We start from the raw sequence: 22098 nt of genomic DNA, 5'->3' as shown, positions 1-22098 counted from the left end.
ACACGCAGCAAGCGACGTGCCAATTCGAACGGCGGCCCTCTCTCGTCTGGCTCCGATATTGCATGGCAGCAGCGGACAGGCGAGCGCTTCAGTATGATGTCGATGTATTATCAGGCTTTTCAGAACCAGATGGATTTGACGGCACCGTTTCGGGCGGGCGCCTCGTCCGCGCTCAGATTCCTCAATCTGGTGCCGCAGGGGATGTCGGACCAGGTGGTCGGCCGGCTCTCGGCGGCGCTGGAGCTGATCTCGCGCTCCACCCTTACCTATGACCGCCCGGCCTACGGCATCGACAGCGTAATGATCGGCAATCGCGAGGTCGGCGTGACCGAGGAGATCGCCTATGCGACGCCATTCGGCTCGCTGCTGCATTTCAAGAAGGACGGTGTGAGCGATCAACCGCGCATGCTGCTGGTGGCGCCGATGTCCGGCCATTTCGCCACGCTGCTCCGCGGCACCGTGAAGACACTGCTGCAGGACCACGACGTCTACATCACCGACTGGCACAATCCGCGCGACATTCCGCGCAGCGAAGGCCGCTTCGGGCTCGACGACTACACCGAACATCTGATCGACTTCCTCGGCCAGCTCGGCCCGCGCCCGCACATGGTCGCGATCTGCCAGCCCTCGGTCTCGGCGCTCGCAGCCGCCGCGATCATGTGCGAGGGCAATCATCCCTCGCGCCCGGCAACGCTGACGCTGATGGCGGGGCCGATCGACACGCGGATCCAGCCGACCAAGGTCAACGAATTCGCCAAGAGCAAGCCGATCGAATGGTTCGAGCGCAATTTGATCAACTACGTGCCGGTGCAGTGCCGCGGCGCATTCCGGAAAGTCTATCCCGGCTTCGTGCAGCTCACGGCGTTCGTCTCGATGAATCTCGAGCGCCACATCAAGCAGCACATGGACCTCGCCAACCACATCGCCAAGGGCGAGAAGGAGAAGGCGGCGAGCATCAAGACCTTCTACGACGAGTATTTCGCGGTGATGGATCTGCCGGCCGAGTTCTACATCGAGACCGTGCGCGACGTGTTCCAGGAGCACCTCTTGCCGCTAGGCAAGCTGATGCATCGCGGCCGCCCCGTCGACACCAGGGCCGTCGGTCGCATGGGGCTGATGACGGTCGAAGGCGAGAAAGACGACATCTGCTCGATCGGCCAGACCTTAGCTGCGCAAGACCTCTGCACCGGCGTGCGCGCCTATCGCCGCGTCCATCACATGCAGGCCGGCGTCGGCCATTACGGCGTGTTCTCCGGCAAGCGCTGGAACAACGAGATCTATCCGCTGCTGCGGGATTTCGTGCACGTGAATTCGTAAGGCGCGCGATCGGCTCAGTAACCACGCGTGCGATCGACCAGGCCCGGCAGTGCCTCGCCGCGCCGGTGTCGTGCGATGATTTCGAGCACGAAATCGACGCCACTGTCCGGGCTGGTCATGCTCGCGTTGTGCGGCGTCAGCAGGATGCGCGGGTGGCTCCAGAATGGATGGCCTGCCGGCAACGGCTCGGGATCGGTGACATCGAGCACCGCACCTGACAGCGCGCCGCTGTCGAGCGCCGCGAGGAAATCGGCCTCGATCAAATGCGGACCACGCCCGACATTGACGAGCGCCGCCCCGCGCGGCAGGCGCGCGAACAAATCGGCGTTGAGGATGCCGCGAGTCTCATCCGTCAGCGGTAGCAGGCAGACGAGAATGTCAGACTGCGCGAGGAATTTCGGCAAGGCGTCCGCACCGGCGTAGCAAGTAACGCCTTCGATCTCGCGCGGCGAGCGATTCCAGCCTGATAGCGGAAACCCGAACGCCTTCAGACGTTCAAGCACGGTCTGGCCGAGCTGGCCGAGGCCCATCACACCGACGCGCCGGCGCCTGGCCGGCGTGATCCGGATCTCGCGCCAGACCTGCTGCTTCTGCTGGACGATGAAGTGCAGGAGGTCGCGATGGAGTGCCAGCACCGCCATGGTCACGTATTCGACCATGGTCTCGGTAATGCCGGGGTCCAGCATGCGAACCAGCGGAACATGCAACGGCAGCTTTGTGATGTCGAACTGGTCGACCCCGGCACCGACCGAGAAGACCAGCTCGAGATTGGGGAACGTCGCTGCGATATCATCCGGCGGCACCCATGCGACGAGATAGCGCACCTCAGTGGGATCACCGACGTCGGGCCACAGCCGGAACGGCATGTCGGGCGCGCGCTCGGCGAAGAAGGTCGCCCATTCCGCGCCGCGCACCAGATTGGCCTTGTAGAGAACCGTCATGCGGGCCTCAGAACGGGCTGACCGGCGCGAGCCGCCGGCCGTCGATCATGCGCTTGTGGCTGTAGGCGGCGGGATCGACCAGCGGCGCTGCGTTGGTCACGATGTCGGCGGCGAGCTTGCCGGCCGCGGGCCCGATACCGAAACCGTGGCCGGAGAAGCCGGTGGCGAGGAAGAAGCCCGGCAGCGCGTCCACTGGCGAGATCACGGGGATCGTATCCGGCGTGCAGTCGATGGTGCCGCCCCAGGCTTCCGCGATCTCGATGTCCTTCAGCTCTGGGTTCGCCTTGATCAGCGAGGCCAGCGCCGCAGTGACCAGCGACATGTCGGGTTCGGGATCGCGCACGCGTTCGGTCTCGAACGGCGACGGCTTGTCAAAGCTCCAGCTGGTGCCGCGCATGATCTGGTCGAAGAACGATTTGCCGAACGACAGCTTCAAGCCGTTCTTGCGATGCTGATAGGTCGGCCAGAAGGTGCGTGCGTAGCGGAACAGGTCGGGCGACAACTCGACCGTGCCGCGGTTGCGCAACGCCAGCGTGAAGCCGCCGTCGAGGCGGCGGCGGATGCAATAGAGATCGGTGCCGAGCGCGCCTGACGTGATCTCCGGGCCTGGCGTGGTCCGGCATGCCGTGGCGTTGACAAGGCCGATCGGTAATTCGATGCCATGGCGGCGGCAGAACAGCGACGACCACGCGCCACCAGCCAGCAGCACGGCCTGGGTCCTGATGGTGCCCTTCTCCGTGACGACGGCGCTGACGCGCCCGCCTGTCGTCTCCAGCCCGCGCGCGGCGCAGCCCTGATGAAGCGTGACGCCATGCTTGCGCGCAGCGATGGCCAGCGCAGGCACTGCCATCGACGGCTCGGCACGGCCGTCGCTCGGCGTGTGCAGGCCGCCGACCCATTGGTCGGTATTTCCAGGCATGCGCTCGGCGACCTCGGCCGGCGTCAGCACGGTGGAATGCACCTGCATCTCGCGTGCGACCGCTGCCCAGCGCTCCCAGCTCGCAAGCTCATCCTTGTTCTTGGTCAGGAACAAGACGCCGGTACGACGGAAGCCGGCGTCGACGCCGGCGTCGTTCTGCATGTCCTCCCACAGCCGCAGCGCCTCGCGCGCCAGCGGGATCTCCTCACGCGCGCGGCCCTGCTGACGGCACCAGCCCCAATTGCGGCTCGACTGTTCGCCGCCGACATGGCCCTTCTCCACCAGCGCGACCGAGAGGCCCTTCTTGGCGAGATGATAGGCCGCGGAGACGCCGATGACGCCGCCGCCGATGACCACGACATCGGCCTGCGCCGGCAGGCGTTCGTCGCTGTTTATACGGTTGAGCGGCGGGGACATGATGCACTCCTGGCGGTCAGTTCGAACGATCACGCCTCGATAGAGCTGTCAATCGCATTGCTCGCATGCGCGCCCTCCGCGTCAGACCGATTCGCCCGCAGGTTGAACCCAAGGGAGAGGCGGACGCCCGGCACGACCGCAAATTGCCCCTCGACGCCGCCGCGCGGAGTCTGTAGCTCAAATCAAGCGGCACCCGGGACCGGGCGGCCGGGCGGTTGTCGTCTTTGGTGTGAGACCATGAAACTCAGGGGGCTTCTGACACTTGCGATGGCCGCGCAGGCCGTCGTGACCGCCGCGGCTCTCTTCGTCTCGTATGCCGTGGCCCGCACCGGATTCGGCGTTGCCCAGATTGCTGCCCTGCTCGCAAGCGGCGCCGCGGCGGTGCTGCTCGCACGCATCTGCGCGCGCAGCATCGCAAGCTCACAGCAGAAGCGCATCACCCAAAGGCCTGACCAGGCACAGGCATACACGGACAGCTCGCAGATGACGCAAGCCGTCATCAGGACCGCGCTCGACGCCTTCATTCAGACCGACGAGACCGGCATTGTCCTGGAGTGGAGCCCGCAGGCCGAGGCCCTGACCGGCTGGTCGCGCACCGAAGCCCTCGGCGCCGACGTCGTCGAGCTGCTCGTCGCCGAGCCGCTGCGCTCAGGCTTCAGGCAGCGCATGATGCGCATGCTGCCGGAACTGTCCGATACGCCCATCGGCATTCGCTTCGAGGCAAGCCTCGTGCACCGGACCGGCGACGAAATCCTGATCGAGGCGTCGAGCACCGCACTCCGCATCGGCGACCGCACCGTCATCAACGTCTTCGTCAAGGATTTGACGCAGAAGCGCGCGGCCGAGGAGCAACTGATCCAGTCCCAGAAGATGGAGGCGGTCGGCCAGCTCACCGGCGGCATCGCGCACGAATTCAACAACATGCTCACGGTGATCACGGGCACGATCGAAATCCTGGCCGAGGCCGTGAAGGACAATCCGCCGCTCGCTGGCATCACCAAGCTGATCAGCGAGGCCGCCGACCGCGGCGCCGCGCTCACCTCGAGCCTGCTCTCCTTTGCCCGCAAGCAGGCGCTGCAGCCGGCCGATATCGACGTCAATGATTTGCTCGAAGAGCTGTCAAAGCTGCTGCTGGCAACTTTCGACAAGAAGATCGAGATCATCAGGAAGCTCGACGGCAACATCTGGCTTGTCTACGCCGACCGCGGGCAGCTCAGCGCAGCGCTGCTCAATCTCGCGATCAACGCCCGCGATGCGATGCCGGAAGGCGGCCGCCTGACGCTGACGACGCGCAACGTGGTGTTCGGTGTCCGCGAGGCCATGGCGGTCGGTGCCGGCTACGCCGGCGACTATGTCGAGATCGAGATCAGCGATACCGGCACGGGCATTTCGCAGGCGCACGTCGAACGGATCTTCGATCCGTTCTTCTCGACCAAGGAGGTCGGCAAAGGCACCGGTCTCGGGCTCAGCATGGTGTTCGGCTTCGTCAAGCAGTCCGGCGGCGGCATCAAGGTCAAATCCGAAGAAGGCCGCGGCACCACCTTCACGATCTATCTGCCGAAGGCCGAGACCAGCGCGTTGCGTCCCGCAAGCTATGATGCGCGCAAGATCGTGGGCGGCACCGAGACCGTCCTCTGCGTCGAGGACGACCGCGACGTCCGCCAATACGTCACGGTCCAGCTCGAAAGCCTTGGCTACAAGGTCATCCCCGCCGCAAACGCGACCGAAGCGCTTGCGATTGCGGCCAGCGGCACGCCGTTCGACCTGCTGTTCACCGACATCGTGATGGCCGGCGGCATCAACGGGCGGGAGCTCGCCGATCAGATGGTGGCGGCACGGCCCTCGCTGCGGGTGCTGTTCACCTCAGGCTATGCCCAGGAGGCCCCGCACGCGCCGGGAAGCGGCACCACGGGCGCGCCGCTGCTGGCAAAGCCCTACCGCAAGGCCGAGCTCGCACGCATGCTGCGCCGCTCGCTCGACACCGCGGTCGATGCCGCGGGCGATGCGATCCCGACACCTTATTCGGTGCAGGCCGATCTCGAAGGTTTCTTGCGCAGGCAGGCCGCCGAAGATGGCGTCACACGATCAGGAAGATAGATCTCCCGGCAGCTCTCGCTAGCTCGTCCGCCGCCGCAGCGTAGCCGAGGGCGTCTCACCGAACTTCGCGCGGTAAGCGCCGGCCATGCGGCTCAAATGCGTGAAGCCGAGGTCGAACGCGATGGCGGTGATTGAGGCGCCTGGCGGCGCCTGCGCGAGACGGGTGTGAAGACCGACGAGCCTGATATCGAGCAGCATCTCCGAGATCGATACGCCGAAGTGACGACGGAAGCCGAGCTGGAGCGCACGAATGCCGATGCCTGACGCGCAGGCCGGCTGCGCGAGATCGAGCGGTTCATCGGCATTATCAGCAAGATGGTCCCGCGCAGCGCGGAGCGCGCGCGGCAGACGTTCGGATTGACCCGAGAACGTCCTGATCGCATCCGACTGGCCGTGACGCTGGCCATTGAGCAGGTGATCGAGCAGCATCTCGCGCCAATCGGCCATCGCGGTCGGTGAAAGCCTGCCTGATGGCCCCAGCCGTTCGGCAAGCATCATCAGCTCGGCAAGGCTGGCCTGCAGATGGCGCCCGGAGGGGGCGCTCAGGTCGATCACGGGGTCGAACTCCACTGCACCGACCGCCCTGCCCGACAGCGCCGCGGCACGTTGCTCCACCATGCGGCGGTCGACCAGCAGGATCGCCTGCGCACAGTCACGCCACGTCATCTGCGTCGGGATGGTCGGCGACAGCAGCGAAGCCGACTTGAAAGGCGCGACATCGAAACCGCTGGCGCCGGCATGAATATAGGCGCTGCCCGCGAGCGGGATCTGGACAAGGAAGAAGCGATCGAGGCAGCCGGGATCGATGCTGACGGTCCCGCCATACGCAACGTAATTGATGGAAAAGCCGTCATAAGCCGCGCAATTGTGCCGGGCCGAAAATCCCGATGCGCGAACCTGCGCCGGCTTGAGATCGTGCGGGCAGAAGATGCGGCCGATCTGCTCGGCCGCTTCGTCGACATCATCGGTGGTGACGCGAGCGAACGCCGCGAGCCGTCCGGCTGCGGACGCCCTTGCGCTGATTTCCTGCACGGCTGCGGACATCGTCGACCATGCTTCGCGTCGCGGAATTGCTTTAAGCCTATAATAGTTCCGGGGATGCGAAAAGGGCCGTGTCGCAAAATCGTCGTGCTGCATGGCAACAGCCGTGACGGATTCGTTTAGCGGATAGACAGGCGCGCCCGCGTGGCTGAAGCTCCATCCTCGCCGGAATTCAACAGGAGGCGAGCCATGACTGCACTCGAAAAGGGCATTACTGCAAACGGCACGGGCTACGGCGGCAAAAGCTGGAACATCCTTGGCCAGGTCTACTTCCCCAAGGCCGTCACCGACTCCACCTTCGCGTTCGAGACCAACAGCGATCCCGGCCAGTTCGTGCCGGTGCATATCCACCCGACCCAGGACGAGTTCATCCTGGTGCAGGAAGGCACGCTCGACCTCAAGCTCGACGGAAAATGGGTCAAGGCTCATGCCGGTGATCTCGTGCGCATGCCCCGCGGCATCCCGCACGGCTATTTCAACAAGTCCGACAAGCCGTGCCGCGCACTGTTCTGGGTCTCGCCGATGCAGAAGCTGGAGGCGCTGTTCAACCAGCTGCATAATCTGACCGACCCGGCTGAGGTCGTGCGCATCTCGGCGCAGCACGAGGTCGACTTCCTGCCGCCCGAGGCCAACGACTAGCCGTCCGCCTCCTCGTCGCTTTCACCTGCTTGCAGCTCGGCCGGCCGCACCTTGCGGCCGAACGCGGCCGCTTGCGCGCAAAACACATCGATTGCGAGCCATCCCATGGTCAGCCCCAAGCATGTCTGCGTGATCGGCGCCGGCGTTTCCGGCCTCGCCACCGCAAAGGCGTTCTCCACCCGCGGCCACCGCGTCACCGTCGTCGAGCGCAGTGGCGATCTCGGCGGCGTCTGGGAGCCGGCGCGCTCCTATCCCGAGGTGCAGACGCAGAGCCCGAAGGATCTCTACCGCTACACCGATCGCGCCATGCCCGATACCTAACCGGAATGGCCGACCGGGCCGCAGGTCCATGCCTATCTCGCCGACTATGCCAAAAGCTTCGGCCTCGACCGCATGCTGCGGCTCAACACGGCGGTCGCCGGCATGGCACGGCGCGCCGATGGCAAGCCCGGCTGGACGCTCGCGCTTGCGAACAAAGACGGCGCGACCACGAACGAGGACTTCGACTTCGTCGCTGTCTGCACCGGGCAGTTCAACGAGCCGCGCGAGCTGCATTGCCGCGGCGAAGGCAGCTTCCTGGACCAGGGCGGGCAAATCCTGCACTCGTCGAAATACGGCGATCCCAAGCTTGCGAAAGGACGCCGCGTCGTCGTGCTCGGCGGATCGAAGTCGGCGACCGACATCGCCGTCAACGCAGTGAAATCGGGTGCGCGCGAGGTCACCATCGTGATGCGCGAGCCGGTCTGGCGCATCCCCTATTTCATTGGCGGGCTCGTGAATTTCAAGCGCATCCTCTACATCCGCGCGCAGGAGGAGATGTTTCCGGGATGGGGCATCGGCGCGATGTCACGGCTCGCATACCGTCTCACGGCGCCGCTGGTCTGGGCGAACTGGCGCGGGCTGGAGAGCCTGCTGAAGGCCCAGCTCAAGCTTGGCAAGTGCAAGATGGTGCCGAAGGAGCGGATCGAGGATGGCGTCAACTGCTCGGTGCCGATCGCAACGCCCGGCTTCTACCCGATGGTCGCCGACGGCCGCATCAAGGCCGTGTTCGGCACGTTCGATCATTATGAAGGCGACAGCATCGTGATGAGCGGCGGCGAGCGCATCGGGGCCGACGTTGCTGTTCTCGCGATCGGCTACAAGCTCGGCGTGCCCTTCCTGCCCGAGGCCTATCAGCAAAAGCTTGTTGATGCGGACGGGCAGTACCGGCTTTACCGCCTGATCGCGAATCCTGACCTGCCCGACCTCGGCTTCGTCGGCTTCAACTCGTCGTTCTGCACCGTGCTCTGCGCCGATCTCGCCGCGAACTGGCTGGTGCGCTATGCCGACGGCCAGCTCAAGAACCAGCCGACGCAGCGCGAGATGCGCGACAACATCGAGATGATGCTGCACTTCAAGCGCGTCGAGCGGCCGGCCGCCGGCGTCTATGGTGGCCTGTGCGTCGCGCCCTATCACTACCGTCATTTCGACGAGCTGATGGCCGATATCGGCACAAAAACGCAAAAGCGCGGCGGACTCGCCGGCCACTTCCAGCCACCCGACGCCGATGCCTACGCCAAGTTCCTGGCGTCAGCGCCGGAGTACCGGGCCGCAGTCTAGTTGGTGATGCGCGCCTCCTGGACCGCGTGATTGAACATCGCGTTCAGGGCCGCCGTGATGTCGGCAGGTGTGTTCGCGGTGCAACCGATCCGTTCGACGTCATCGCCATCGCGGCGTTGTATCCCGCCGAGTTGACCGAGATCGAGGCCACGCTCGCCGCATCCGCGGAACTTTGCAGCTTCGCCTTGATGCGCGTTGCCATGCTGTAGTCGATGGCGCATCCGATCGACGCAATGAGCGGCACAATCGCAATCGCAAAGGTGGCGGCGACATTCGCACGGGCATTACGATGCAATCGCGAGAGCAGCCGGCCGAAGCGCCGCACCATTCCAACATCCGGCATTGCCAGGCCTTCTCGACAGTTCGCGGGAAAATGATTGACGGGAGCTAATAAGGTCATGAGACGGAACAGACCCAGGACCGGCGCGTGGTCGCGAAATTGATGAACTTCGCGTAAAGCCCTCGCATTGCCCCGGGGGGACAGGACGGTACATTGTGCAAGTCGGGCGCTACCGAATCGCAAAGGTGCCCGGTGAAAAGCCAGGCCCCTGTTTGTTACCTGCAAGTTCGAACGGCCTTGTCCGGCGTTTGACGAACCGGCCAGCCATCCTCGACTGCCCCTCGCCAGCCCGCGTCCTTGAGGCTTACGATCTCCACGAGAGCCGAATCGGCAGACTCCGGGAACCCGCGATGCGAACACGATGTTATGCTGCCGCCGCGGCGCTGGCCCTGTTCCTTGTAACGCCCGCTTCGAGCCAAGGCGCACAAACTCCGGCGCAGTTGGAGGCACTCGCTGCTTACGAGCACGCGCTCGGCGATTTCAAGGCGATCCTTGCCGAGCGGCGCAACCAGATCGAGACGAAGCAGCCCCTGCCGAACCTGCCGGGCCAGGCGCTCTATCTCGCGCGCGTCGCCGTCATCAGCACCTACAAGGATCTGACCGACGCCATGCCGTCGCGGATTGGCAAGCCGAACAAGTTCGGGATCCCTCCGGCCTATTTCGACGCCGCGATCGAGCCGCTAGTCGACGAATACGCCGACATCTTCGAGATCATGGAGGCACCGCCCGCGAGCGCCCAGAATTCGTCGACACCGTTCAAGGACGTCGTCGATCTCGGCGTCGCGATTGCGCGCGCCAAAGGGCTTGCACCCGCTGATGCCGAGGCCGCAGGCCGTATCAGCCTGGGGCTGTACTATGCCGAGACGAACGGCAAGCAGAACGTCCGCAACGCACGCTCGAACACCTATATGGGCAGCCTGCAGACCGGCCCGTCCGAGGACCGCAATGGCCAGCGCAAATGGGAGGCGATCAAGGGCACGATCGCGGCCGCCGATCCCGCATTGAGCGCGCGCGACGACAAGGAAGAGGCGCGGTCCCGCGGCACCGACCGTCGTTTCAATCACTGGACCAATGTCCGCGACGGCCTGATGAACGCGCATGCCGAGCTGTTTGCCGAAATCCCCGGGATCGTGAAAACGCTGCCTGATCCGATCGAACAGATGAAGCTGTTCGAGCTGATCCAGATCATCCCGACGCCCACGCGGTCGGCACTGAAGTCGGGCGACCTGTTGAACTACAGGGTGTCCAACCCCACCATCATGAAACACTTGCGCAACAACAGTATCTTCGCCTTCGGCAAGCTCGACAGGGCGCGAAGCTCAGCCAGCTTCCGCGAGATTTTGGGCGCGATGTGGCTGTTCAAGCGCAAGTTCGACAAGGCGATGGTGAAATATGCGGAGATCAAACCGCGCTAAGGCGTGAACCCGTCAAGAGGCAGGAACCCGTAACTATGCTCACCGTCTATGGCGAAGGTCGTGGCTTCCGCGTGGTTTGGTTGCTTGAGGAGCTGGGATTGGCTTATCGGCTGCGTCCGGTCGATCTGCTGGCCGTAGAGGACGATCGCGATTTCCTCGCAATCAACCCCGCAGGCTTCATTCCCGCACTGCAGGACGGCGAGACGGTCATGGTCGAATCGATCGCGATTCTTCAGTACCTGCTCGCCCGCCACGGCTCAGCTTCACTTGCCGTTGCCCCTGATGATCCCGCCTTCGCGTCCTATCTGCAATTTCTCCATTTGGGCGAAGCGGGGCTCGCCGGACCGATGAATACAGTCTTTGTCGGTCGCGAACTGGCGCCCGAAGCCGAGCGGGATGCCCGCGTCACGCACTGGGCACGCGAGACTTTCGAGAGCCGGCTGAGCTTGGTCATCCGCCGTCTCGCGCATTGCCCCTATCTGGCCGGCGACCGCTTCACGGCTGCCGATATCTCGGTGAGCTACGCCCTCCTGCTCGGCCTGCGAACGGGCAACTACGTCCCCGGTCCGACCGAGCGGGACTATCTCGCCCGCACGACGGCACGCCCTGCCTACGCGAGAGCGATGGAAAGCTGCCAGGCCACCAAGGCCTGGGCGGCGAGATCACCGGGATTGTAGGAGCTCGCCTAGTTCTCCGCCTTGTATCCGTCCGTCAGCGTTTTCAGGAACGCGATGATGTCGGCCTCGTCCTGCTCCGTCATGGCCGGCTTGTCGCCGAGATGACGATCGAAGGGCGGATCAGTGACATCGACATTGGCGTGATATTTATTGGGCAGGTCGTCATATTTCCGCACCGTGCCGTCGACAGCACGCGGAAACACCTTTTCCGGATTCGTGTCGCGGAAATTGTAGAAATCGAGCACCTGCTCGAGCGTCCTGAAGACGCCGTTGTGGAAGAAGGCGTGACGCGTCGCGGTGTTGCGCAGCGTCGGCGTCAGGAACATGCCGCAATACTGCGTCTGCTCGGGCATGTCGGTTCGATGCGGGCCGCAGACGCCGAGATCGAAATGGCCGGGATCCCCGTTGCCGGCCAGCGCGGCATTGCGCGGCGCGCCGAGCGCCTCGTATTGATGGTCGGTGAAGAGCGGCGGCAGGCCATCGCGGGACGGCGCCGAGGTGTGGCAGCCGGCACAGTTGGCCTTGTCAGGATCGTTGAACAATTGCAGGCCACGCAACTCACTCTCGGAGAGCCGCGCCTTGCCTTCGAGCCAATGATCATACTTGCTGCTGTAGGGATGGAAGCTCTGCTCTTCCACCTGGTAACGCGCGACCGCGAACATCGCCTCCGCAATCAGAAGCCGCTGATTTCTCATCACGCCGGCGCCGAACAATTCGACGAAGCGCTGGGCGTAAAGCGCGCTGCGCAGCTTGTCGGCCACGATCTCGGCACTCCCGCCGTCCATCTCGTTGGGATCGAGCAACGGGAATAGCGCCTGATCCTGCAACGTGTCGGCGCGACCGTCCCAGAACAGCCCACCTTGCGGCACGATGTTCGCCGAGGCACCGGTGCCGCCCGCGGTCTTGGTGGTGCGCACGGCCTGCTGGCCGAGCGCCGCCATCTGCGCGATATCCATAACGTTGTCGTCGTCGGCCTTTTCGGGGCCGATACTGAAATTCGGTTGGCGCTCCAGATAGGTCAGCGACGGAACGGCGCGTGCGCCTTGCCGCAACAGGCTGGCGCCGCCGAGCATCACCGGGCCGTCATTGGGCGGGCCATAAGCATGGTCCGGGCTGTGGCAGGATGCGCAGGACAGCGCGCCGGACGAGGACAACGACGCGTCGAAGAAGATCGCCTTGCCAAGCTGCGCCATCGCGGAGAGCGGCTCGACCGGTGAGCGATAGAGATGAACCGGATTCGGGTTGAGGCCCGAGGGGCTCGCTTCGGCCAGTCCCCGCGTCTCGACCGCAAAGACGGCGCCGGCCAGCGAGAGCGGGCCGGCGCCGAGGAGCCACAAAGTGCGGCTGTGCATATGGCGTCCTGTCGGACTAGTGGTGGTGGTGTTCGTCCGGCGGGCTGACGATGACCGTGCCCGCGGTCGGATCAAGGAACAGCGCGTCGGTGCGGAAGTCGTGGCTGTGATCCTGATCGAAGTCGAACAGGTCTATGATCGATCCCGAGGTCGCATCGAAGGAGCCGCCACCCAGACGCTTGCCGTGCAGCCAATTGTCCTCGATGAACCGCACGACGGACGCCTGCGAGATGTAGGTGCGGCTCACGTGGTTGTTCTTGGCGTAGGGCGAAACCACGATGAAGGGGATGCGGGTGCCCGGACCGCAGCGACCGTTTACCGGCTTGCCGTTGAGGCCGTTCGGAGCCGGCTGCTTGCCGGCGCCGAGGCCGCACAGGCCCGGACCATTGACCTGATCGGCAGTCTGATCATACGAAGCGCTCTTCGGCGCGACGTACTGGTGGTCGTACCAGCCGTCGGAGTCGTCATAGGTGATGATGACCGCGGTCTCGCGCCATTCCGGCTGCTTCTGCAGGAAGTTGAGCACCTCGACGGTACCGGCCTGCTCGTCGAGCGGATCGGAATATCCGGCGTGACCGTCCTGATAGGCCGACAACTTGATGTAGGAGACGGCCGGAAGATGGCCCGCCTTCACCGCGGCATAGAAGTCCTCGAGATCGTAAGCGTGGTTGGCCGGATCGACCTTGCCGTTGAAATCATGGGTATGACCGATCGCACGTACCGAGCTCGGTCGCGCATGGGTCGGGTTGGCGGTCGACTTGTAGTACTGGAACCAGGCGTGGTGCGGGATGTAGTCGGCGGTGGCCGCACCGACGACCGTCGACAGGGTGCTCCGAGCGCAACCCGTCGTGCCGTTGGCATTCTTGAGCGTCAGATCGAAGCCGCCCATGAAGCCGCCCCAGCTGATGTGCTCGTCGTTGAGCAGATCGCCGATGTTCTTGCCGTTCATCAGGACCGTGCTGGTCGTGCTCGAGCACACGTCGTTGCCGGGATCGGTGTCGCCGATCAGGGTCAGGCCGCCCTGGCCATCGGGAACGGTCTGCGTCGACACGCCGACAATATTCACGGCGCCGTTGGTTTGACCCGAGACCACCTCGAGCGCACCCGGGGACGACGGACCAAACGTGTCAGTCCAGGCGTTGTCGCTCATGGAGAAATGCTGGGCGTAATTCCACATGGCCGTGGTGGTGTTACCATCGAAATAGCCCATCACCTGGCCATTGGTGCCAAACGCGCCGGCGCCGCCGGCAGTGCCGCGACCGGTGAATTTCGGGAACAGATCTTCCTTGCCGTTGTCGACGGCCTGCTGCTCAGGCGTATAGGCGTGGTTCTGCGAGCGCGTATTGGCCTGGGTGCGATCGAGCCGGAATGGATCGGTTGCGCCGGTGCCGTTGGCCGGATTGTTGTTCGGGTTGTTCACCAGCAAATTGGCGTTGGCGAGATTGTTGACCTTCGGCGTATGCGGCTTCGGCACGAAGGGAATCGAGCCCGGCGGATTGCCGGCATTCGGATAGGTTGCGAAATAATGGTCGAACGAGCGGTTCTCGTTGAAGATGATCACGAGATGCTTGATCGGCGTCTCGGTATGCATGATGTGCGGATGGCGATGATCGCCATCGTGGTCCCGATCGAAGTCGTTGGCTAGCACCGGAATGCTGCACGCAAGTGTCGTCGCGGCCGCGAAAATCGCAGCCGACGTCAAAAATTTGGATTTCATCTTTGCTTGCCCCGAAGGAGTGACGGCGAGACCCTAGCGATCACGGGTGACAAAGCTGTGTCAGTTTGACGCAAAGACACTTTGCGCAGTTGTTGGGACAAAAACTTTTGCGGACCGAACCAGCGAAAATGCAGCGCTCGCAAATCCAAGGCCCCAGCATGTGCGCCGGGGTCGACACCGGCCGCTCTCATTTTCCGTCGGACGGCCTTTGACACAATTCTGGTCGATCATGCGCGCAGTGAAAAGCGGCTTGTCATGGCAAAACTGTCAGAGGCCACGCCGATGTTTGCAGTGCAAGGGCCGCAACTGCCATGGCTATGGTGTTCCACGGTCAGGCAATTGTTGGTAGCCTGCCGCACCGACAGTCAGCCATCGGGGGCCACCGAATGACCTCAGCGTATCCCGTCCGTCCCGCACGATTTCGCGGCGCGCGGAAACATATTGGGCGGGCCCTGGCCGCCGCGGCGGCCTCGATGGTGCTGGCAGGCTGCGAGGACAAGAACACCTTTGTGGCGCCGCCGCCACCGAAGGTCGATGTCGCCACACCCGTGCAGCGCCCTGTCACGCGCTATGTCGAGGCAACCGGCAACACCGCGCCGATCAAGAGCGTCGATCTCGTCGCACGCGTGCAGGGCTTTCTGCAAACGATCGACTACACCGACGGCACCTTCGTCAAGCAGGGCACCCAGCTGTTCACGATCGAGCCCGAGACCTACAAGCTGAAGCTCGACCAAGCGCAGGCTGCCGAGGCCGGAGCGCAGGCCTCGCTCAGGCAGGCTGAGGCCGACTACAAGCGGCAGGTCGATCTGGTGCAACGCCAGGCCGTCTCGCAGGCGACGCTCGATACCTCGACGTCGACCCGCGACAACGCCCAGGCCAACCTGCAGCAGGCTCAGGCCAACACCAGGATCGCCGAGCTCAACTACAGCTACACCAAGGTGAGCGCGCCGTTCGACGGCATCGTCAGCGCGCACATGGTCTCGATCGGCGAGCTCGTCGGCGCCTCCTCCCCGACGCAGCTTGCGACCATTGTTGCGATGGACCCGATCTGGGTCAACTTCACCGTCAACGAGCAGGATGTGCTGCGCATCCGCGCCGAGGCGCAACGCCGCGGACTGACCCCCGCCGACCTCAAGCAATTCCCGATCGAGGTCGGCCTCCAGACCGAGACCGGCTATCCGCATGAAGGCAGGCTCGACTATGTCGCGCCGACGCTGAATTCATCGACCGGCACGCTCGCCGTGCGCGGCGTCGTCCCCAACGCCAACAGGGTGCTGCTGCCAGGCTATTTCGTCCGGGTCCGCGTGCCCTTCGACCAGGACAAGAACGCCCTGCTCGTCCCCGACACCGCGCTCGGTAGCGACCAGGGCGGGCGCTATCTGCTGGTGGCCAACAAGGACAACGTGGTCGAACAGCGCAAGGTGCAGACCGGTCCCGCCGACAATGGCCTGCGCGTGATCGAGAGCGGCTTGCAGCCTGACGACCGCGTGGTCATTGCGGGGCTGCTGCGCGTGATCCCGGGCCAGAAGATTGATCCGCAACTGACCAAGATCGAGCAACCGCAGGCCTCGAGCAAGTGAGGCGCCAGCCATGATCTCCAAATTCTTCATCGAGCGGCCGGTCCTCTCGAACGTCATCGCGCTCCTGATGATCCTGATCGGCGGCGTGGCGCTGTTCAACCTCGCGATCGCGCAATATCCCGACGTGGTGCCGCCGACGGTGCAGGTGACGACGCGCTATCCCGGCGCCAGCGCCAAGACCGTGATCGACACGGTTGCCTTGCCGATCGAGCAACAGGTCAACGGCGTCGAGGACATGCTCTACATGCAGTCCTACAGCGGCTCCGACGGCACCTACACGCTGACAGTGACCTTCAAGATCGGAACGGATCTGAATTTCGCGCAGGTGCTGGTGCAGAACCGCGTCTCCAGCGCGCTGTCGCAATTGCCGCAGTCCGTGCAGAACCAGGGCGTCACCGTTCAGAAGAAATCGACCTCGATCCTGCTGTTCGTGACGCTGACCTCGCCGGACTCCCGGTTCGACAGTCTTTACCTGAGCAACTACGCCACCATCAACATTCGCGACGAGCTCTCCCGCCTGCCCGGCGTCGGCAACGTCACGGTGTTCGGCGCCGGCCAGTATTCCATGCGGATCTGGCTCGATCCGAACAAGCTGCAGGCGCGCGGGCTGGTGCCGCAGGACGTCATCCAGGCGATCCAGCAGCAGAGCCAGCAGGTCTCGGCCGGACAGGTCGGCGCGCCGCCGACACCGCCCGGACAGGCGTTCCAGTACACGCTCAACGTCAACGGCCGGCTCGACGACACCAGCCAGTTCGAGAACATCATCGTCAAGACCGGCACAAGCGGCGACGTCACGCGCGTACGCGACGTCGGCTCGGTCGAGCTCGGCGCGCAGACCTACAGCCAGATCTTTTCGCTGAACAAGCAGCCCGCCACCGGCATCGGCGTGTTCCAGTCGCCCGGCGCCAATGCGCTTCAAGTCGAGCAGGCCGTCGAGAAGAAGATGGTCGAGCTCGCCAAGCGCTTTCCTGAGGGCATCAAGTACGACACGCCATTCGACACCACGAAATTCGTCAACGCCTCGGTGCACGAGGTCTATATGACCCTGATCGAGGCCGGCCTCCTCGTGCTGGTCGTGATCCTGGTGTTCCTGCAGGACTGGCGCGCAATGCTGGTGCCCGCGACCACGGTGCCTGTCACCATCATCGGCGCCTTCGCCGCGATGGCGGCGCTCGGCTTCACCATCAACATGTCGACGCTGTTTGCGATCGTGCTCGCGATCGGCATCGTCGTCGACGACGCCATCGTCGTGGTGGAAGGCGCGGCCCACAATATCGAGCAGGGCATGAACGGGCACGACGCCGCGATCAGGGCGATGGACCAGCTGTTCGCCCCGATCGTCGGCATCACCCTGGTGTTGATCTCGGTGTTCCTGCCGGCCTCGTTCCTCGCCGGCCTCACCGGCCGCATCTATTCGCAATTCGCGCTGGTGATCGCGGCGACCGCGCTGTTGTCCGCCATCAACGCGGCAACCCTGAAGCCGACGCAATGCGCGCTGTGGCTGCGGCCGGCGGTGCCGCCGGAAAAGCGCAATTTCTTCTACCGCGGATTCAACGCCGTCTATGACAAGGTCGAGCGGGGCTATACTCGGCTGATCACATTTCTGGTGAAGCACGCGACCGTGTCGGTGGCATTCGCGCTTCTCGTGATCGGGCTCAGCGGCTACGGTCTGTCGCGGGTCCCGACCGGCTTCCTGCCGATCGAGGACCAGGGCTATTTGATCGCAGCCGTGCAGCTCCCCGATGGCGCCTCACTCGAGCGAACCCAGAGGGTGCTCGACAAGGCCGCCGATATCATCAAGGACACGCCCGGCGTCCAGCAGGTGATCACCATCGCCGGCATCTCCGCGCTCGACAACAGCGCGAGCCTTGCCAATGCCGGTGTCGCCTACATCATCCTGAAGGACTGGAACGCGCGCGGCAAGGGCGAGGACCTGCGCTCGCTGGTCTACGGCCTCAACGACAGGGTCGCCACCATCATGGAGGCGCGCACGCTGGTGCTGCCGCCGCCGCCGATCCAGGGCATCGGCAACGCGGCCGGCTTCTCGATGCAGGTCGAGCTGCGCGACGGCAACAGCGATTTCGCCAAGCTGCAGGCCATCACCGGCGCGATGGTCTCCAATGCACAGAGCCAGAGCGCGCTGCAACGGGTCTCGTCCTCGTTCCGCTCGTCGGTGCCGCAATTCAATGTCGAGATCGACCGCATCAAGACCCAGACGCTGCATGTGACGACGGATGCGGTGTTCTCGGCGCTGTCGACCTATCTCGGCTCGTCCTACGTCAACCAGTTCAACAAGTTCGGCCGGGTGTTCCAGGTCTACACCCAGGCCGATCCGGCATTCCGCGTCACCGAGCGCGACATCGCCAACATGCAGGTGCGCAACCAGAACGGCGACATGATCCCGATCGGCACGGTGGCCACCATCACGCCGGTGACGGGACCGTCGCTGATCAGCCTCTACAATCTCTACCCGTCCTCCACCATCGTCGGCCTGCCGGCGCAGGGCTATTCGTCCGGCCAGTCCTTGAAGTTGATGGAGGAGATCGGCGACAAGACGCTGCCACCGGGCACCGGCTACGAATGGACCGCGATGTCCTACCAGGAGAAGGCGGTCTCCAACCAGATCTACTGGGTGTTCGGCCTTGCCATGCTGCTGGTCTATCTGGTGCTCGCCGGCCAGTATGAGAGCTGGTACGCGCCGATCTCGGTGATCCTCGCCGTGCCGCTGTCGCTACTCGGGCCGACGCTGATCCTGTCCGGTCTCAAGATCGACAACAACCTCTATTGCCAGATCGGCCTGATCCTCTTGATCGCGCTGTCGGCCAAGAACGCGATCCTGATCGTCGAGGTCGGGCTCGAGCTGCATAACCGCGACGGCAAGCCGGTGCTGGAAAGTGCGATCGAGGCCGCGCGCGCCCGCTTCCGCCCGATCCTGATGACGTCGTTCGCCTTCATCCTCGGCGTGGTGCCGCTGGTGATCGCGACCGGCGCCGGCGCCAGCGCGCGCAAGTCGATCGGCATCACCGTGTTCTCGGGCATGCTGGCCTCGACCTGCCTCGCGGTGCTGTTCGTGCCGGCCTTCTTCGTGGTGGTGCAGCGCTTCGAGAACTGGCGCGCCTCGAAGAAGGCGCCGAAGGGCCAGCCGGTGGAGGTGAAGTCGTAAAACAACCCCATGCACAGTAGGGATGGGATTGGGATAGCACGAGGAATTTCGTTTTTACAGAAAATAGCTTGTGGCGTCGGGCAAAACAGGTGCATAATGGCATCATGGGCCGTGTGCGTCTCCGTCATTGCGAGCGCAGCGAAGCAATCCAGAGTCCCTCCGAGGAGGCAGTTTGGATTGCTTCGTCGCAAGGGCTCGTCGCAATGACGGCGGAGAGGGTGAGCGCCGTTATCTAGGCCTTCTCGCTCGGCACCTGCCGCGCCTCGCCGCTCGAGACCAGCAGCACCGAGACTTTCGACTGCCTGAGCACCGCATCGGCGACGCCGCCGAAGGAGAGGTGATCGGCCTGGATGCGGTCGACGCCCATGACGACGAGATCGACGTCCGTGGTCTCGATCTCGCGCAGGATCGCCGCCTCCGGCGCCCGGTTCACGCGCAGCGTGGTGGTGATGTCGACGTCGTAGCGCGCGGCGAGATCGCTCGCGTCCTTCAGGATGCCGGCTTCCTGACCGAGGCCGCGAGAGGCGCCGCGCTGCGCGCCCTTGTCGCGCGTCGTCGCCACATAGATCACGCGCAGCGAGCCTGACCCGGCCTGCGTCAGCGCGACGGCGACCTCCGCGCCGCGCTTGGAGACAGTACTGCCGGAGACGGGAACGAGGATGTTGAGGCTATCAGGCACCGGCTGCTTCAAATGCTTGCCCTTGGCGGCGACGATTGCGAGCGGCCCCTCGAACTTGGCGGCGATGTCCTCGATCTTGCGATCGAAGCGATCCTTTGCGGCAACCTTGTCGACGCCGACGACGAGGAGATCAAAGCCCTTACGCGCTTCGTCGGCGATGGTCTCGCCAAGCTCCGCGCGTCTGGCACGGGTGACGACGTCGACGCTGCCGGTGTCGCCCTCGGCATTCGCGGAGACGGTTTCGGCGGCCTTCTTCACCACGGCCTCGTGGCTCTCCTCCTCAGCCTGCTCCTTCGCGCGCTTGCCGATGTGCAGCACGGTCACCGGAAAACCACGCATGCCGGCGATCAAGCCCGCGATGTGAGCAGCGAAAGTGGCGTTGACGCTTTCGTCCACGGCCAGCAGCGGACGTTCGAGATTGGCGACGAAGCCGCGCTTCTCGAACTCCTCCCGCTCCAGCCGCTCCTTCTCCTCCTTGCTCATCGGCAGCTCCGCCAGCGCCGCGCGCAGCATCGGCGGCATCGCCATCGTGGTCACGATCGCCATCGTCACGATCATCGTGAACAGGTTCTGGCTGAGCACGCCGATGGAAAGGCCGATGGTGGCGATGATGACCTCGGTCGAGCCGCGCGCATTCATGCCGCTCGCCAGCGCCAGCGACTCCCGCGTGCTCAGGCCGCCGACAGTGCCGCCGACAAAGGCGCCGCCGAACTTGCCGACGCTGGCGATCACGACCAGAAGGCCCGTGAGCATCAAAAGGCTGGGATCGCGCAGCACCGAGAGATCGGCGCTGAGGCCGGCGAGGCCAAAGAACACCGGCATGAAGAAGCTCGAGATCAGCCCGCGCAGGCGCTCGTCGATCTGCCGCGTCAGGATCGGCGACTCCCCGACCAGAATGCCGGCGACGAAGGCCCCAAGCACGGTGTGCACGCCGATCGCATGGGTGATCAGCGCCATCACGCCCATCAACAGCAGAATGACGGTGATCACAGCGGCCGCACTGACAAGGTTGTCATTGGCCCAGCGGATCAGCTGAAACGCCAGCCGGCGGCCGATGGTGAAGCTGACGGCGAGGAAGACGAGCGTGCCCAGCACGGCCTTGGCAACCGAAGCGATATCCAGCGTGCCTTGCGAAGCGAGGCTGAAGATCACCGCGATGATGATCCAACCGATGGTGTCGTCGATGATAGCGGTTGCAACGATGATCTGGCCGACATTGCGGCGCATGAAGTTCATCTCGCGCACGACCACGGCGACGATCTTCACGGAAGAGATCGACAGCGCCGTGCCCATGAACAGCGAGGCGACGAGACGCTGCTCGGGCCTCGGCAGCAACGCTTCGGGCAGGAATTCGCCGAGCGCAAAGCCGCAGGCGAAGGGCACGAGGATGCCGGCGATCGAGATCGCGATCGCGGCCTTGCCGACCTTCTTCACCAGCTTGAGATCGGTCTCCATGCCGGTGAGCAGAAGCAGCAGCAGGATGCCCACTTGCGCGATGCCGTCGAGCATTGCCTTCTGCTCGGGTGTTTTCGGAAAGATCGCGGCTTGCGCCTCCGGCCAGATCCAGCCGAACAGCGAGGGCCCCAAGATGATGCCCGCGAGCAATTCGCCGATCACCGAGGGCTGGCCGATGCGCTGCATGATCTCGCCGAGGCCGCGCCCCACCGCGATCAGCAGCACGATCTGCGTCACCAGCAGGAATTCGGAGGGACCGGCCGATTTACCGCCCTCTGCGCTGGCGGCCATCGTGGTGAGGACAAGCGCCGCGGGGACAAGACCGACCGGTCGGAGCAGGCTCCACTGCATGCAGGCGTCTTCCCCCGTTCCGTCCCGGCAGGTGCCGGGGCCTCAAAGGATAGAACTTGCGGGAGGTGGCGCGGGTTCCCTGTCCTCGCGGCGCGCTTAGGCAGGGTGATCGCATAGGAGCTTTTTGAGCGACCTGCGCGCACGCCTCGTCCTTCGAGACGACCGCTCCGCGGTCTCCTCAGGATGAGGCTAAAACGGCGTCGGCGCCCGCTAAACAGCGACCACACACCCAACCCTCATCCTGAGGGCCCGCCAGAGGCGGGCGTCTCGAAGGATGCGCCGCATACGAAGAATTGCGATCGAGCAAACTTGGTCCCCCGTTGAAGATGAAGGCACGATGTCTTTACTCGATCCTGACCGGCTTTCTTTCCGATGCCCCAAAGCCTAACTTGGTTGAAA

The 22098-nt window shown here is 64.3% G+C and carries 14 protein-coding genes and 1 pseudogene; 8 read left to right on the top strand and 7 right to left on the bottom strand.

The window, feature by feature from the left end; all coding sequences use genetic code 11:
- Window positions 1–93: 93 nt before the first annotated feature.
- The gene (gene phaZ, locus Q0687_RS24780; protein WP_298882698.1) at window positions 94–1317 is read left to right on the top strand and encodes a polyhydroxyalkanoate depolymerase; all 1224 of its coding nucleotides are present in this window, start codon (window positions 94–96) and stop codon (window positions 1315–1317) included.
- Window positions 1318–1331: 14 nt separating this feature from the next.
- On the opposite strand, the gene Q0687_RS24775 is transcribed toward phaZ, so the two are convergent.
- Together Q0687_RS24775 and Q0687_RS24770 are read right to left on the bottom strand one after the other, a co-directional pair.
- Window positions 1332–2258 (bottom strand): glyoxylate/hydroxypyruvate reductase A, encoded by a 927-nt coding sequence (locus Q0687_RS24775; protein WP_298882696.1) that lies wholly within the window; start codon window positions 2256–2258, stop codon window positions 1332–1334.
- A 7-nt stretch (window positions 2259–2265) separates the two neighbouring features.
- The gene (locus Q0687_RS24770; protein WP_298882693.1) at window positions 2266–3594 is read right to left on the bottom strand and encodes an FAD-binding oxidoreductase; all 1329 of its coding nucleotides are present in this window, start codon (window positions 3592–3594) and stop codon (window positions 2266–2268) included.
- 237 nt (window positions 3595–3831) lie between these two features.
- Here Q0687_RS24770 and Q0687_RS24765 point away from each other — a divergent pair, with 237 nt between their 5' ends.
- The gene (locus Q0687_RS24765) at window positions 3832–5691 is read left to right on the top strand and encodes an ATP-binding protein (protein ID WP_298882691.1); all 1860 of its coding nucleotides are present in this window, start codon (window positions 3832–3834) and stop codon (window positions 5689–5691) included.
- An 18-nt stretch (window positions 5692–5709) separates the two neighbouring features.
- On the opposite strand, the gene Q0687_RS24760 is transcribed toward Q0687_RS24765, so the two are convergent.
- The gene (locus tag Q0687_RS24760) at window positions 5710–6735 is read right to left on the bottom strand and encodes an AraC family transcriptional regulator (RefSeq protein ID WP_298882690.1); all 1026 of its coding nucleotides are present in this window, start codon (window positions 6733–6735) and stop codon (window positions 5710–5712) included.
- Between the two features lie 186 nt (window positions 6736–6921).
- Here Q0687_RS24760 and Q0687_RS24755 point away from each other — a divergent pair, with 186 nt between their 5' ends.
- Window positions 6922–7371, top strand: a complete 450-nt coding sequence (locus tag Q0687_RS24755) for a cupin domain-containing protein (RefSeq protein WP_298882689.1) — start codon at window positions 6922–6924, stop codon at window positions 7369–7371.
- Window positions 7372–7476: 105 nt separating this feature from the next.
- Window positions 7477–8970 (top strand): annotated as a pseudogene (locus Q0687_RS24750) (NAD(P)/FAD-dependent oxidoreductase).
- A gap of 43 nt (window positions 8971–9013) precedes the next feature.
- Here Q0687_RS24750 and Q0687_RS24745 read toward each other — a convergent pair.
- Window positions 9014–9298, bottom strand: coding sequence for a pilus assembly protein TadG-related protein (locus tag Q0687_RS24745; protein ID WP_363323987.1), 285 nt, complete (start codon window positions 9296–9298; stop codon window positions 9014–9016).
- Between the two features lie 362 nt (window positions 9299–9660).
- Between Q0687_RS24745 and Q0687_RS24740 the strand changes: the two genes are divergently transcribed.
- The gene (locus Q0687_RS24740) at window positions 9661–10725 is read left to right on the top strand and encodes a hypothetical protein (RefSeq protein ID WP_298882686.1); all 1065 of its coding nucleotides are present in this window, start codon (window positions 9661–9663) and stop codon (window positions 10723–10725) included.
- Between the two features lie 35 nt (window positions 10726–10760).
- Window positions 10761–11402: a glutathione S-transferase family protein gene (locus Q0687_RS24735; RefSeq protein WP_298882683.1), complete on the top strand. Its 642-nt coding sequence runs from the start codon at window positions 10761–10763 to the stop codon at window positions 11400–11402.
- Window positions 11403–11410: 8 nt separating this feature from the next.
- Here Q0687_RS24735 and Q0687_RS24730 read toward each other — a convergent pair whose 3' ends face one another.
- Window positions 11411–12754 (bottom strand): cytochrome c peroxidase, encoded by a 1344-nt coding sequence (locus Q0687_RS24730; protein ID WP_298882680.1) that lies wholly within the window; start codon window positions 12752–12754, stop codon window positions 11411–11413.
- Between the two features lie 16 nt (window positions 12755–12770).
- The gene (locus tag Q0687_RS24725) at window positions 12771–14471 is read right to left on the bottom strand and encodes an alkaline phosphatase family protein (protein ID WP_298882678.1); all 1701 of its coding nucleotides are present in this window, start codon (window positions 14469–14471) and stop codon (window positions 12771–12773) included.
- Between the two features lie 386 nt (window positions 14472–14857).
- Here Q0687_RS24725 and Q0687_RS24720 point away from each other — a divergent pair, with 386 nt between their 5' ends.
- Both Q0687_RS24720 and Q0687_RS24715 read left to right on the top strand, forming a co-directional pair.
- A complete protein-coding gene (locus tag Q0687_RS24720) occupies window positions 14858–16051 on the top strand; it encodes an efflux RND transporter periplasmic adaptor subunit (protein WP_298882676.1) in 1194 nt (397 codons plus the stop codon).
- A gap of 10 nt (window positions 16052–16061) precedes the next feature.
- Window positions 16062–19214 carry a multidrug efflux RND transporter permease subunit gene (locus Q0687_RS24715; protein WP_298882673.1) on the top strand — a complete coding sequence of 1051 codons (3153 nt, stop codon included), beginning with the start codon at window positions 16062–16064 and terminating at the stop codon, window positions 19212–19214.
- 232 nt (window positions 19215–19446) lie between these two features.
- Here the strand turns inward: Q0687_RS24715 and Q0687_RS24710 are convergent, their stop codons facing one another.
- Window positions 19447–21699: a cation:proton antiporter gene (locus Q0687_RS24710; RefSeq protein ID WP_298882669.1), complete on the bottom strand. Its 2253-nt coding sequence runs from the start codon at window positions 21697–21699 to the stop codon at window positions 19447–19449.
- Window positions 21700–22098: the final 399 nt, after the last annotated feature.

The organism is uncultured Bradyrhizobium sp. (assembly GCF_936928535.1).
Classification (GTDB): domain Bacteria; phylum Pseudomonadota; class Alphaproteobacteria; order Rhizobiales; family Xanthobacteraceae; genus Bradyrhizobium.
This window is presented reverse-complemented; position numbering and strand designations above follow the sequence as displayed.

Bases quoted from the DNA above. Each gene is read 5' to 3' on its own strand.
- Q0687_RS24775 (WP_298882696.1), bottom strand. From the start codon at position 2,258: ATGACGGTTCTCTACAAGGCCAATCTGGTGCGCGGCGCGGAATGGGCG.
- Q0687_RS24710 (WP_298882669.1), bottom strand. From the start codon at position 21,699: ATGCAGTGGAGCCTGCTCCGACCGGTCGGTCTTGTCCCCGCGGCGCTT.
- Q0687_RS24740 (WP_298882686.1), top strand. From the start codon at position 9,661: ATGCGAACACGATGTTATGCTGCCGCCGCGGCGCTGGCCCTGTTCCTT.
- Q0687_RS24715 (WP_298882673.1), top strand. From the start codon at position 16,062: ATGATCTCCAAATTCTTCATCGAGCGGCCGGTCCTCTCGAACGTCATC.
- Q0687_RS24745 (WP_363323987.1), bottom strand. From the start codon at position 9,298: ATGGTGCGGCGCTTCGGCCGGCTGCTCTCGCGATTGCATCGTAATGCC.
- Q0687_RS24730 (WP_298882680.1), bottom strand. From the start codon at position 12,754: ATGCACAGCCGCACTTTGTGGCTCCTCGGCGCCGGCCCGCTCTCGCTG.
- Q0687_RS24735 (WP_298882683.1), top strand. From the start codon at position 10,761: ATGCTCACCGTCTATGGCGAAGGTCGTGGCTTCCGCGTGGTTTGGTTG.
- Q0687_RS24755 (WP_298882689.1), top strand. From the start codon at position 6,922: ATGACTGCACTCGAAAAGGGCATTACTGCAAACGGCACGGGCTACGGC.
- Q0687_RS24770 (WP_298882693.1), bottom strand. From the start codon at position 3,594: ATGTCCCCGCCGCTCAACCGTATAAACAGCGACGAACGCCTGCCGGCG.
- Q0687_RS24760 (WP_298882690.1), bottom strand. From the start codon at position 6,735: ATGTCCGCAGCCGTGCAGGAAATCAGCGCAAGGGCGTCCGCAGCCGGA.
- Q0687_RS24765 (WP_298882691.1), top strand. From the start codon at position 3,832: ATGAAACTCAGGGGGCTTCTGACACTTGCGATGGCCGCGCAGGCCGTC.
- Q0687_RS24720 (WP_298882676.1), top strand. From the start codon at position 14,858: ATGACCTCAGCGTATCCCGTCCGTCCCGCACGATTTCGCGGCGCGCGG.
- Q0687_RS24725 (WP_298882678.1), bottom strand. From the start codon at position 14,471: ATGAAATCCAAATTTTTGACGTCGGCTGCGATTTTCGCGGCCGCGACG.
- phaZ (WP_298882698.1), top strand. From the start codon at position 94: ATGATGTCGATGTATTATCAGGCTTTTCAGAACCAGATGGATTTGACG.